The 13,663-nt window shown below is 61.2% G+C and carries 6 protein-coding genes; 2 read left to right on the top strand and 4 right to left on the bottom strand.

The features are described from left to right. Positions 1 to 10 precede the first annotated feature (10 nt). Both BLIN9172_RS14395 and BLIN9172_RS18620 read right to left on the bottom strand, forming a co-directional pair. A complete protein-coding gene (locus tag BLIN9172_RS14395) occupies positions 11 to 1,999 on the bottom strand; it encodes an acetoacetate--CoA ligase (RefSeq protein ID WP_101555648.1) in 1,989 nt (662 codons plus the stop codon). A 158-nt stretch (positions 2,000 to 2,157) separates the two neighbouring features. After that, positions 2,158 to 4,569 (bottom strand): response regulator transcription factor, encoded by a 2,412-nt coding sequence (locus BLIN9172_RS18620; protein WP_170286929.1) that lies wholly within the window; start codon positions 4,567 to 4,569, stop codon positions 2,158 to 2,160. 277 nt (positions 4,570 to 4,846) lie between these two features. Between BLIN9172_RS18620 and BLIN9172_RS18200 the strand changes: the two genes are divergently transcribed. Beyond that, positions 4,847 to 9,397 (top strand): DUF5979 domain-containing protein, encoded by a 4,551-nt coding sequence (locus BLIN9172_RS18200; RefSeq protein WP_170286928.1) that lies wholly within the window; start codon positions 4,847 to 4,849, stop codon positions 9,395 to 9,397. Between the two features lie 158 nt (positions 9,398 to 9,555). On the opposite strand, the gene wecC is transcribed toward BLIN9172_RS18200, so the two are convergent. Then, positions 9,556 to 10,815 (bottom strand): UDP-N-acetyl-D-mannosamine dehydrogenase, encoded by a 1,260-nt coding sequence (wecC, locus tag BLIN9172_RS14380; RefSeq protein WP_101555646.1) that lies wholly within the window; start codon positions 10,813 to 10,815, stop codon positions 9,556 to 9,558. Between the two features lie 177 nt (positions 10,816 to 10,992). Between wecC and wecB the strand changes: the two genes are divergently transcribed. Then, positions 10,993 to 12,147 carry a non-hydrolyzing UDP-N-acetylglucosamine 2-epimerase gene (gene wecB / locus BLIN9172_RS14375; protein WP_101555645.1) on the top strand — a complete coding sequence of 385 codons (1,155 nt, stop codon included), beginning with the start codon at positions 10,993 to 10,995 and terminating at the stop codon, positions 12,145 to 12,147. Between the two features lie 69 nt (positions 12,148 to 12,216). Here wecB and BLIN9172_RS14370 read toward each other — a convergent pair whose 3' ends face one another. Then, positions 12,217 to 13,383: a nucleotide sugar dehydrogenase gene (locus BLIN9172_RS14370; RefSeq protein WP_101555644.1), complete on the bottom strand. Its 1,167-nt coding sequence runs from the start codon at positions 13,381 to 13,383 to the stop codon at positions 12,217 to 12,219. Positions 13,384 to 13,663 lie beyond the last annotated feature (280 nt).

Genomic DNA, 13,663 nt, shown 5'->3' with positions numbered 1-13,663 from the left:
ACAGAGGGACTCAGCCGACGGGGTCCCCCGCCTCGGCGAATCGGGCGAAGTAGGTCAGCGTCTCGAAGGAGTCGACGGCGTCGGGGTTGGCCACCCGTTCGAGCGGGTGGCCCTGGATCAGTCGTTTGACAGGCACCTCGAGCTTCTTGCCCGTGCGGGTGTGGGGGACGGCCGGCACGGCGATAACGTCATCGGGAATGTGCCGGGGTGAGGCCTTGGTCCGCAGCTCCTCGCGGATCCGCTCGCGCAGACGGTCGTCGAGCTCGACGCCGTCGGCCAGGACGACGAAGAGCGGCATCCAATACCCGCCATCGGGCTGCTCGGCACCGATGACCAGGGATTCGGCCACCTCGGGGATGCCGTCGACGACGTCGTAGATGTCGGCGCTGCCCAGGCGCACGCCCTGCCGGTTGAGGGTGGCGTCCGAGCGGCCGGAGATGATGACGCTGCCGTGGTCGGTGATGGTGATCCAGTCGCCGTGGCGCCAGACTCCGGGGAACATCGAGAAGTACGTGTCGCGGTAGCGCTCACCGTCGGGATCGTTCCAGAACTTCACCGGCATCGACGGCATCGGGGCGGTGATGACCATCTCCCCGACCTCGCCAATTAAAGGCTGCCCCGAGTCATCCCAGGACTCCAACGCCACACCGAGCACCGGTCGTGAGAGCTCGCCAGCCCAGATCGGACAGTTCGGAGCGGACCCGGCGAAGCCGCTGACGACGTCGGTGCCGCCGCTCGTCGAGGCCAGCTGCACGCGCTCGCCCACGGCATCGCGCACCCACGGGAAGCAGTGGGCGGGCACCGGGGCACCGGTGGCACCGATCGTCCGCAGCGCAGAGAGGTCGAATTCGGTGCCGGGTTCAAGCCCGGCCTTCATCCCGGCCAGGAAGATCCCGGGACTGACCCCGAGCACATTCGCCTCCGTGTCCGCGGCGCTCTCCCACAGCCGGCCCGGCCCCGGATAGAGGGGACTGCCGTCGAAGCATACCGTGGTCGCACCGCCTACCAGCCCCGAGGCGACGAGGTTCCACATCATCCAATTCGTGTTCGTGTACCAGAAGAACCGGTCACCCGGCCGGATGTCGAGGTGGAGACCCAGCAGGCGCAGGTGATCGATGACGACCCCGCCGTGGCTGTGCACGATCCCCTTGGGAATCCCCGTCGTGCCCGAGGAGTACAGCACCCACAGCGGGGTATCGAAATCGACGCGCGCGAACTCGGGTTCGACATCCCCGGATGCGATATCGTCCCAGGCAGTGAGGTTCGTGATCTGCCCGTGTTCATCGATGAATTCCTCGCCGAGGTTGCCCACCCCGACCACGGCCCGCAGGCTCGGCATCCGGTTGGCCAGATCCGCGACCTGGTCGCGGCGGTCGAAAGCCTGCCCGTTCCACAGGTATCCGTCGGCGGCGAAGAGCACCTTCGGTTCGAGTTGGCCGAGTTTCGTTGCCGCACCTTCGGCGGCGTAGTCCTGGGCGCAGGCGGACCAGATGGCACCGACCGAGGCGGTCGCGAGGAACGCGATGAGGGTGTGCTGGGTGTTCGGCAGGTATCCGACGACACGGTCGCCTTGTTCGACTCCTTGCTCACGCAGCCAGGCGGCGACGGACCCGACCTGGCGTCGCAGCTCGCGCCAGGTGGTTTCGGTGCGCTCGCCGGATTCTTTGATGGTGATGATGGCCGGTTCGTCGGCGAGGGTGTCATCAAGGCCGGCCCGCAGTGCGTGTTCGGCGTAGTTGAGCCGGGTCCCGGGGAACCAGGTGGCCCCGGGCATGGACCGGTCGGTGAGCACTTCGGTAAAGGGCTCGTCGGCGATGACATCGAAGAAGTCCCAGACCGCACCCCAGAACCCGTCGAGGTCGCTGACCGACCAGTTCCACAGATTGTCATAGGTGGCCAAGCTTTGGCCGGTGCGCTGATTCGCGAAGTCGATGAAGTCGGCGATCTGCGGTCGCGGGGTCTGGTCAGGGTCGGGAAGCCAGATCGGTTCAGCGGTCAATTCTTCTCCTCAGCACATCGGTGTACGGCAGTGAAAGTGGTCTCCACCAGCTGAAACGAGGCGCACTCGTTCCGCAGTGGGGCCGTTGAGTCCCACCTTACGCCGCCGACCCCGCGGCCATTGCAGGCTGTCCGATATCGCGCGCCGAAGGCGCCAGCTCACAGCCCCCAGCGCCGGGCCGCTTCCAGAGCTTCTTCCAGAGTGGCAGCGTCGAGCTTCTGATAGAGGCTTCTCACCTGCGATCTCACGGTGTTCTCCGAGCGGAACTGCTTCTCTGCGATCTGTCGACGGGTCAGCCCTTCGCGAAGCCCTTCAAGCACTTCGTACTCGCGGGGGGTGAGGGCCGGACGTGTTCGCTTGTCCCCGCGGACCTCAGGGATCCTCGTGATCCGCGCGCGTGCCTCTTCAGGCAGACGCTGCAAGTGGGAGTCAGTCAGAATCGCATGTCGTCTCAGCAGAACCAGATCAGCCAAGGCCCCCTGGCCAGAAACGATGTCATCGATGAGATGCCGGATGATGAGCTCGCTGTCCTTGTCGCTCATGATGATGTCCAGCTGTGTTGCGAACTTCAGCCACCGATCACCGGCCACATCATTCCGGGCGCGACTTATGAGGAGAGCGGCTCGGTCGAGATCACCGTTCATCACTGCCTGATAGGCGTCGAGGAGGAGAAGTTCGGGAGCAGGGGGTGGTGTGACTGCAAGCTCAGTTGAGGGGAGTCCGAACGCGCCTGCCATATGGGCAGCGCGAGCGGTGACCGCGAAGAGAGCCCGAGCCAATGGCGTGTTCGACGGGTGGGGACGTTGGCAGCGCATTCTGTTCGTGACTTCGAGGGCTCTCTGTGGCAGACCGGCGAGAATGCTGCGCATCGCAAGCAGATAAGTATGGACCTGCCAGGTTTCGTTCTGATCCGGAGTCACCGGCAGAACGCTGAGGGCCTCGTCTACCGCTGCGAGGTCGAGATCTGCCAGTCCCACAAACACACGGGCAAGCTGCGCGTTGCGTGTGACCATCGGGCGTCCCCAACCGACCTTGCCCACCCACCTTTCGTGTTCTGTGATCCACTTGCGAGTTTCGTGGGTGTCGCCGCGCAGTGCATGGTGGAGCGCGAGCTTAGATGTGGTGTCGGCCAGCAGAAAGGTATGGCCGGTCCCCTCGATATGGTGGTACGCCGCATGGTAGCTCGAGGACGACCTGACCTGATCCCCGCCGATTTCGAGTGCGACGCCGGCGTGCAGATTGACCACACTGGCCAGTATTGGGCGCAGCCGACGCTGGGACTCTGCAGTGTGCAGCGCTGTCAGCAGCCGACGGGCTGCAGCTGCGGCCTGCACGTCGTGGCCGGCAATCCGCAGGTAGCCGACTTCGATGAGGCCGAATACGAGCGCCTGCGGCCCCGGATTCCGATAGAGACGGGCCGTGTTCGACCGCATCCGTGATGCGACGCTGTCCCGTTCGTATTCCAGCCTGCCGTCAGGAAGCACAAAAGACATGCCATCGGTCCTCGCTCCATCGAGAATACGAATAGCCGCGCCGGTGAAGTCGCCCAGCCACTGATCCACGAACTTCTCAGGCATGACAGTCAGCAGGCCACGGATGATGCGCGCATCCGTGGTGAAGAGTTCCATCCCGCGCTCGGTGAGGACTGTTCCCAACGCCCGCCAATGTCTGTGGGCGGCTGCCTGCTGTACGGCTGAGATGAGGTCAGAGGATTCTGCGATCGCGTCGATCGCGGCGGCGACCAAATCGTCTGCGAGCGCAGGGTCGTTCTGTCGGACCAAAGTTTTCAGGGCGTCTCGGATCAGTTTCGGCATGAACGGTGCACCGTCTTCGCCCAGAACGAGGAATCCCGCTGCCACGAGGTCCTTGAGAAGCGGCGGATCACCGTGGATCTCACTGAAGAATGCGGAGAGAGTCTGAGTGGTGATCGGGTCGAGGAATGCTGATTTCGCCATCTCCCAGCCGTTGTGCTGTGAGTCGATCCAGTGCGACAGGAACGGGAGGATCGACTCCTGCGCACGATCAAGGGCAGATGGTTCACGCAGCAGGAGAAGGGTCGGTTCGAGCCAGCCGCCGGTGAGTCTGTGGAGATCTTCTGCCGCTGTGCGGCAGTCATGATCGTTATCGAAGTGAGGCGGAACAGCATCGAAGTCCGCGCTGAGTGCGGCGATTTCGTCGATAGTCAGCAGCAGATCGGGTACGTGCACCATGGAGCAGTCGTAGGCCGCCAGGACGGCCCAGTCGATGGTGGGGGAGTCGAGGACGATCGCTGTCCGGCCTTGATCTCCGTGCGTGGCGAGGAACTTCGGAATGTGCGTTTCGAAAGCTTCTGCGAGGGAGGGCGCTGTGCTCGCCTCGCCGGGGGGTGAGAAGTTCGCATCATTGCGAACGTGGACGACGAGGACATCTTGCTCTCCGGGCCACGACCGTGCGAACCACCCTCGTCCCAACCCGGCCGGTGCCGAGATGAGGAGGACGTTCTCCGTCCCCGTGAGGCCGGTGGAGAAGCGCTTCCAGGCTGGGTGATCGATCCTTGTGAGGAGTCTGGGAGCGGCGTAACGAACGAACAAAGCTGGCTTGCTCCTTCCGCTGAGCATTCGGGCCGAAGACACCCGCCGGCAGCTGCTCGCACTCTCTCCGATCGAAAACCGACATTGGAGCGTCGTGCGGGGGTGAAATCAAGGGTGAAATCGCTCCAATATTCTCACTTTCCTCACAGTCTACTGTCACTTCTTCATAGGGTCGACGCGACGTCTGCCGTGCGTGGTTTCGTGCTTGCGTACGGCCTACCGCCCTGCCTCTGGGGGAGGCGAGCGGCCAATTCATCCTGTTACCAGAAGGACAAGAATGCTTGAAAATCTCGAGGCGCCGCCTAACCGGTTGAAGCGCTTCACCATCTATTTGCTGACGCTCCTCGTGGCGCTCAGCTCGGCGATGATCCTGCCGCAGGCGGCGAGCGCGAACACCCAGGCTCCCGCTGAGGGCAGCCCGATCGTCTTCACCGATATCAGCTTCGAAAAAGAAGAGTTCCCCAGCGGCACCAACCAGCGACTCAACGTCTCGTGGAAGATCGAAGGCGAGGCCCAGAACCCGGTGACGGTGTCGCTCGACCTGCCCGAAGGACTCAATGCTTCGAACGACCGGTTCGCGCTCACAGGTCCGGACGGCGACCCAGCCGGCGAATGCCTCGTGCAGAACAACCACATCACGTGCACGGCGGACGAAGACTTCATCGAGAACAACCCCTACGACGTTTCCGGTTCGTTCTACCTCACTGTGCAGTCGACGTTCACGAACACTGAGACAATCGAACACACCTATGACATCGGTGGTTTCGAAAACAAAGTCACCATCCTCAAGAACGCGAACTGGTGCGACAGCAACTGTGAGCACGGTTCGCAGGGCCAAGGCAAATGGGGTTGGTACGACAACATCAACGACCAGATCATCTGGACGGTCAACGTCCCCGCAGGAGAGCAGGGAATGGGCATCGGCCAGAAGGTCTCTGTCACCGATGTCATGGACACCGATGACTACACCCTGGTCAAGGACGGCACCTACCCTCGCGTCCTGCAAGCCAAATCGATCAGCTACAACAGTTGGGGCCGCGAAGGACTGGATTACAGGACCGTCCCGACCGACAAAGTGAAGTGGAGCAACGCCGACCTCACTGCCTCCTTCACTACCGAGGCGGGACTGGGCTCGGGATACTCGGCGGGAGAATGCACGACCAACCAGGGCAAGAGCGTTCCCTGCACCCGCGGCACCGACGGATCGTTCTACCAGGTCCAGTGGAAGGTCGACGTCAACACTCCCGGCAAGCTCGATGCGAACGGCAACCGTGTCTTCTACAACGGCGCCGAGTGGACCATCGACGGTGAAACCAAGAAGATCGAGCGTGCGAGCACTACTCGCTACTCCGGTGGCGGCAACGTCGTCGGACGCAACTTCGGCAAGTTCCAGATCGAGAAGGAACTCACGGGTGACACGACTCTGCACCCCGAGTTCGAGATCAAGTACACCTACCACGAGGAGGGGCAGGAGCCGCAGGAGCGGACCGGCAAGTTCCATGCCGGTGGTTCACTCACCAGCCCGGAGATCTGGCGTGGCACCACTGTCACGATCAATGAGATCAAGCCGACCGACCCGGCAAACGTCACTTGGGATGACCCGGTGATCGTCGACGCCGACGGCAACGAGGTCACAGAACTGACCTTCAGCGCTGAGAACAAGAACCTTGGGAAGGTCACGAAGCTGACCCTCAAGAACCGTGCGGTTCTCAATAAAGACACCTTCCAAGCGAAGAAGTCCATCAACAACCCCGATGACGTTTCGCTGCCGAACGATGCAGAATACACCCTGGCCTACAGCTACCCGGCAGACGACGCGAAGGGCATCGCCGCCGGCTCCGGAGAGCTGAAGCTGCCGGCCAACGGTGACACTGTCGAAAGCGGTGACCTCCCGATCGGTGCAGTGTTGACGCTCAAGGAGATCGGCCTGCCGAACGTGCCCGGTGCGACATGGGGTGACCCGAAACTGTCGCATGACACTCTCACCATCGGTGAGGACAAGACCGTGACAGTCGACGTGACGAACACGATCACGCAGGACGTCGGACAGTTCCAGGTGAAGAAGTCGACCTCGGGCGATGGACAGGAGCTCATCCCGGAGGGCACCGAATTCATCGTGAAGTACAGCTATGAGGGAATCAACGGCTTCGACGGCGGCTCCGGTGAGCTCACTGTTGCAGCCGGTGAGACCTCTGAGGCCAGCCCGGAGATTCCGGCCGGCGCCACCGTCACCCTCGAAGAGGTCACTCCTGTCGATCCTGAGGGCGGAAGCTGGGGCGTGCCCGAGTTCAGCCAGTCCGAGTTCACCGTGACCAAGGATCAGGTCGTCACCATCGATCTGGACAACCCGATCACGTGGAACAACGGCGACTTCTCCGTGCAGAAGGTCGTCAAGGGCGATGCTTCGCACCTCGTCGGTGACGATGTCGCCTTCACGGTCGACTACACCTACGAGCTGCCCGAGGCACTCGGCGCTGAGAACGGCAAGGGAACCGGCAGCCTCACCGTCCTCAACGACGGAAAGGCTGTCTCCAGCGATCCGCTGCCGTACGACACGCAGGTGACGCTCGCGGAGGTCCAGCCCGGACCGATCGCGGCAGCAACCTGGACCGGCTCGAGCTTCGATCACTCGACGTTCAAGATCGGTGACAAGACCACGTTCGGTGTCACGCTGACGAACACGATCGAACTCGACCTCGGTGCTTTCAGCCTCGAGAAGAAGGTCAGCGGCACCGGCAAACATCTGGTGGCCGACGACGCCGAATTCACCGTGAAGTACTCCTACCCTGAAGGCCCGAACTTCGATGCCGGCAAGGGGGAGATCACGGTGACTCCCGGCGGTGAGCCGGTGGTCGTTAAGGATCTGCCTGCCGGTGCGCAGGTGACTCTCGAAGAGGTCGCCCCGAAGAACCCTGAGGGCGGCACCTGGACGGATGTCTCCTGGACCGAGGGCAACGTCGTGATGATCGGCAAGGATGAGACCACCTCGGTCGTCCTGGACAACGCCATCGAGCTCAATACCGGCAACTTCTCCGTGGCCAAGGAGCTCGACGGTGCAGGCTCCGGACTGCTGCCGGACGATGCCAGCTTCCTCGTCCACTACGAGTACGAGGCAGGCAAGGGCTTCGAGGCTGGTAAGGGCCAGTTCGAGGTGTCCGCAGACGGCACGGCCGTCACCAGCGAACAGCTGCCGTATGGTGCCAAGGTGCACCTGACGGAGGCGGAGCCGATCAACGTCGAAGGCGCGACGTGGGAGGGCTACGAGTTCAGCCCATCGACCGTGACCATCGGTGACGGCACCACCGCCGAGGTGAAGCTGACGAACACCTACGGCCTTAACGAGGGCTACTTCTCCGTGACGAAGGCTGTGGAGGGATCCGGTAAGGGTCTCGTGCCTGAAGACACCGAGTTCACCGTCGAGTACTCCTACCCGGATGGCAACGGTTTCGACGCCGGTAAGGGTGAGCTCAAGGTGAAGGCCGACGGCAAGACCGTGAAGAGCGATCCTCTGCCCTATGGCGCCGAGGTGACTCTGGCCGAGGTCGAACCCGTGAAGGTCGAAGGCGGTACGTGGGTGGACTTCGAGTTCAGCACGGACACGTTCACGATCGGTGACGGTACGACGGTCGATATCCTCCTGACGAACGAGCACGACCTCAACTCGGGCCACTTCTCCGTCGTCAAGGCGCTCGAGGGATCAGGTGCCGGATTGGTGTCTGATGGCACCGAGTTCACCGTTGAGTATTCGTACCCGGCTGGCAATGGTTTCGATGCCGGTAAGGGTGAGCTTGTGGTGAAGGCCGATGGAACGGTCGCCACCAGTGAAGCGCTGCCGTACGGTGCGAAGGTCACGCTGTCCGAGGTCGCCCCGGAGGCGCCCGAAGGCGGCGAGTGGATCAGTCACGAGTTCAGCCCGGAGACTGTCACCATCGGGGACGGCACGACGACTGAGGTCACGTTGACGAACACGATCGGACTCAACGACGGATACTTCTCCGTGACGAAGGCCGTCGAGGGAACCGGTGCGGGCCTCGTGCCCGCAGACACGGAGTTCACCGTTGAGTACTCCTACCCCGCCGGCAACGGTTTCGAAGGCGGCAAGGGTGAGCTCGTGGTCAAGGCCGACGGTGAGACCGTCAAGAGCGATCCTCTGCCCTACGGCGCCGAGGTGGCCCTGACCGAGGTCGAACCCGTGAAGATCGAGGGCGGTACGTGGGTGGACTTCGAGTTCAGCACGGATACGCTCACGATCGGTGACGGGACGACGGTGGACGTCCTGCTCACGAATGAGAATGAGCGGGGTGCGGGTCACTTCTCCGTGGTCAAGGCTCTTGACGGATCGGGAGCAGACCTGGTGAACCCGACCACCGAGTTCGTGGTCGAGTACTCCTACCCGGCCGGTGACGGTTTCGAGGCCGGCAACGGTGAGCTCGTGGTCAAGGCCGACGGCACAGTCGCGACCAGCAGTGCTCTGCCATACGGTGCGGAGCTCACCCTCAAGGAGGCGGCTCCGGTCGCGATCGAAGGTGGTGAGTGGACCGATCACAAGTTCAGTGAGGACACTGTGACGATCGGTGAGAACACCACTGTTGAGGTGACCTTGACGAACTCGATCGAGGCCGACGAGGTGCCGGACGAGCCAAGTAGACCTGGCGATCCGGGTGATCCGGGCAAGCCCGGTGACCCGGGCGATCCAGGAAAGCCGGGTGACGGTGGACCTCTGCCGCGGACCGGCATGTCCCCGTGGGGTGCACTGGCAGCGGGCCTCGCGCTGATCGCAGTGGGTGCTGGAGTGTACTTCTACACCACACGTAGGAGGCGCGCCTGACAGTCGGTCTCCGGCCTCCGTTCTCAACGGAGGCCGGAGAACCGGAGGTGTGATCCCGCTGAAGGAAACTCGAATGCCGTGGGCCGGCCTGCAGATTGCAGGCCGGCCCACGACATTTGTGTGCGGAGGAGTTAGTTACACGAGAAGCGTCTCGAGACTCAGCCCCACACCCCACGCGTATCGTGGACGATCTTCTGCGTCAGCAGGGTTCGGTCGATGCGAGTGAACTCGTTGTGGTCGACGAGCAGCAGCACGATATCGGCCGCGCGAATGGCTTCGTTCACCTCAGTGAGAGCGACATTGTCGCGCTCTTCGAGTTCCGCGGGCAGGCTGTCGATGTTCGGCTCCACTGCCATGATGTCGGCTTCCGGGAGCGCATCGGCGAGCTGCCCGACGATCTGCCGGGCAGGGCTCTCCCGCAGGTCATCGATGTTCGGCTTGAACGCCAGGCCCAGCGCCGCGACCTGCACATCCTGGATGCGACGGGCCTGGGGGAGGAGTTTGTCGAGCACATAACCAGGCTTCGAATCGTTGACCTCACGAGCGGTGCGGATCAGTGACGACTGATCGGGTGCAGTGGAGACGATGAACCACGGGTCAACCGCAATGCAGTGGCCGCCGACTCCGGGGCCGGGCTGCAGGATATTGACTCGAGGGTGGTGGTTCGCGAGCTTGATGAGCTCCCAGACGTTGATGTCGAGTCCGTCGGAGATCACCGACAGTTCGTTGGCGAAGGCGATGTTGACGTCGCGGTAAGCGTTCTCGGTCAGCTTCGCCATCTCCGCAGTGCGAGCGTCGGTCATGAGGAACTCGCCCTCACAGAACAGTTCGTACAGGTCACGCGCACGCTCACCGGCGTTGCCGTTGAGGGTGCCGACGATGCGATCATTCGTCCGCAGCTCGATCATGATCCGGCCGGGCAGCACACGTTCAGGGCAGTGCGCGAAGTAGACGGTCTGCGCATTGCCTGGCTTGAGGGTGAGATCAGGGCGAGCCTTGATGATCGTCTCTGCCAGGAACTCCGTTGCTCCGGGAGGCGAAGTCGATTCGAGGATGATGAGCTCGTTGCCCTCAAGCAGGGGAGCGATCTGTTTGCCCGCAGTCTCGATGTAGGACAGATCAGGTTCGTGCCCGTCCTTGAACGGCGTCGGCACCGCGACGATGTAGTTGTCCGCGTGCGGGGTCTCGGTCGTGGCCCGCAGATAACCCTGAGAGACGACACCGGCCACTGTCGTCGCCATGTCCGGCTCGACGAAAGGAACTTGACCGGCGTTGATCGTGGCCACGGCATCGGCGTTGATATCGACCCCGACGACCTCTGCGCCCGAACTGGCTAGAACGGCCGCGGTCGGAAGACCGATGTATCCGAGGCCGATGACGGCGACCGAAGGGCGTTGAGAGGTGGCGGTGGGCGGCATGTGAGTGATGCTCCAAACTCGAGATGAACGACTTCTGATGTTACCTGAGCGCATGCATTGGAAACCTTAGGGGTACAGAGCGCGGATCGCACATATCATTAGGGAAGTGCCTAAGCAGAGGGCGAGAGACCTGCCAACTGAACTGGCTTCGAACTATTCCTGAGCAGGAGTGTGAAAATGACCCCGACAGTTCTCACAGTGTTCGGTACAAGGCCCGAAGCCATCAAGGTGGCGCCCGTCGTTCGCGCAATCGAATCGAGTGCGAAGCTGCGTTCGCGGACGCTGGTGACGGCTCAGCACCGCGAGATGCTCGATCAGGTCAATGAGCTGTTCGGCGTAGTTCCAGATATTGACCTCAACATCATGTCCAACGGTCAGACCCTCAACGGAATAGCGTCGCGTGTTATCGGTGAGCTCGACAGCGTTCTCGCATTGGAGCGTCCAGACGCAATTCTCGTCCAAGGAGATACGACCACTGTGATGGGAGCGGCTATCGCTTCCTTCAACCGCGGCATTCCCGTGATTCATCTCGAAGCGGGCCTTCGTTCGGGTAACCTCCAGAGTCCTTTCCCGGAAGAGGCCAACCGCAAACTGACAAGCCAAATCTCATCGCTTCATTTGGCACCAACGGCGCGATCACGCGAAAACCTGATTGCCGAAGGTATCTATCCTGCCGACGTCGTCGTTACTGGAAACACCGTCATTGATGCCCTCCGAATCGCTGTCGAGATGAAGGTCTCGCCGGCAGATAGAGCAACCGCCAACTACGTGGCATCCGACTGTCCAAAGCTGCTGGTTACTACTCACCGTCGCGAGAACCTCGGCTCTTCGATGGAGAATATTGGCAATGCGTTAGCCGAGCTGGCATCTACGCGCCCCGAACTGCTCGTTCTGCTTCCAGCCCATCGCAACCCACTAGTGCGAGAGGCTGTCCTACCGCGTGTCCGGGACTTCGACAACGTTCTGGTCACTGAGCCGCTGTCCTATGGCGAGTTCACTACTGTAATGGCCGCTTCGGACGTAATCCTCACCGATTCAGGCGGTATCCAAGAAGAGGCACCGAGCCTTGGCAAACCTGTGCTCGTCATGAGGGAGAACACCGAACGGCCGGAGGCTGTGGACGCCGGTTCGGTGGCTCTTGTCGGTACTGACACCCAAAGAATCGTCGCAGAAACTTCTCGACTCTTTGACGACCTCAACGCGTATCGGACCATGGCCAAGGCCATCAACCCGTACGGCGACGGATTGGCTGCTGCGAGGTCAGTCGCTGCCATCGAGGAGCTGCTCGGGGTTGGTGAGCGCCGAGCAGAATTCGACCCGACCAATACCTGACCTGGCCATCGACCTGGCGTTTCTGGTATCGCCAGAACGAGAAGATTGCGGCAGCGTCTTGTTGAGGTGTCAGTCTCGTTCGTAGATGTCGCGGGTGTAGATCTTTTCGGCAACATCGGACAGTGCGGAAGCCTTACGGTTAGCAAGGATGACATCTGACCGCTGTTTGAACTCATCGAGGTCGCGCACCACCTCGGAACGGAAGAATTCATCGTCTGCGAGTTCCGGCTCATAGACGATGACTTCAATTCCCTTAGCTTTGATCCGCTTCATGATTCCTTGAATAGCGGATTCGCGGAAGTTGTCGGACCCGCTCTTCATAACAAGCCGATACACCCCAACTACAGAAGGTTCGAGAGCCAAAACATCCGAAGCCACGAAGTCTTTTCGCGTCGTGTTCGAAGACACGACTGCCTGAATAAGGTTCTGTGGGACTTCTTGGTAGTTGGCAAGCAGCTGTTTGGTGTCCTTCGGCAGGCAGTAGCCTCCATATCCAAAGGACGGGTTGTTGTAGTGGTTGCCGATCCTAGGGTCAAGACCGACCCCTTCAATGAGTTGAGCTGTGTTGAGTCCGTGGGTCGCCGCGTAGGTATCAAGTTCATTGAAATAGGCCACGCGAACTGCGAGGAACGTGTTCGCAAACAGTTTGATCGCTTCGGCCTCAGTAGCATCGGTGAGAAGGACAGGTACATCTTCATCGAGGGCACCCTCGACAAGCAGGTCCGCAAACAGCTTCCCATCGGGCCCGGTATCTCCAACCACAATGCGTGAGGGGTGCAAGTTGTCGTAGAGAGCTCTGCCTTCGCGCAAGAACTCAGGGGAAAATACGATCCGAGCCTCCGGATGCTCGCTTCGCAGTTGTTTCGTGAAGCCCACTGGAACGGTCGATTTGATAACTACCAGCGCATTCGAATTCACCGCGAGGACTTGATCGAGTACAGATTCCACTGTCGAGGTGTCAAAGAAGTTTGAGTTCTCGTCGTAGTTGGTAGGCGTGGCGATAATGACAACATCTGCAGCCGCATAGGCCTTGTCGCCGGCCGTGGTCGCTGTGAGATCCAACTTCTTGGTTGCTAAGAAGTCCGAAATCTCGGGATCGATGATAGGCGAGATGCCCCGGTTGATGAGATCTACTCTGTCGCTGGACAAATCGACAGCGGTGACATAGTGGTGCTGAGCGAGAACGACGGCATTGGACAGGCCGACGTACCCGGCACCAACGATAGTTAGATTCAAAATGGGACAACTCCTTGGCATAGAAGACCAGCGCGAAATCGAGGCACGGCTTTCGGAAAGTCAAGGTCCTGCAGCTTTCCGAAAGAAGAGCTAAGAACCAACCAACTTTCCAACGCATGTAACCACTATAGTGCTCAAAAACTCACCTAAAAGGGCTCTTCGCAGTTAGGGGTGTAATCGGGGTCTGAATCCTCCCGTCTCGAGCAAGCTTCGGGCGATGTAGTGGGTGAGGTTCCGGAACCCCAGCGCCGATCCACGTAGGTGTTCCAGCCTGCCGTTC

The organism is Brevibacterium linens ATCC 9172 (genome assembly GCF_900169165.1).
GTDB lineage: Bacteria > Actinomycetota > Actinomycetes > Actinomycetales > Brevibacteriaceae > Brevibacterium > Brevibacterium linens.
Note: the sequence above shows the minus strand (reverse complement) of the source record. Positions and strands in the feature narration are given on the sequence as shown.

Excerpts from the sequence above, each read along its gene's own strand:
- BLIN9172_RS18200 (WP_170286928.1), top strand. The coding sequence starts at position 4,847 with ATGCTTGAAAATCTCGAGGCGCCGCCTAACCGGTTGAAGCGCTTCACC.
- wecC (WP_101555646.1), bottom strand. The coding sequence starts at position 10,815 with ATGCCGCCCACCGCCACCTCTCAACGCCCTTCGGTCGCCGTCATCGGC.
- wecB (WP_101555645.1), top strand. The coding sequence starts at position 10,993 with ATGACCCCGACAGTTCTCACAGTGTTCGGTACAAGGCCCGAAGCCATC.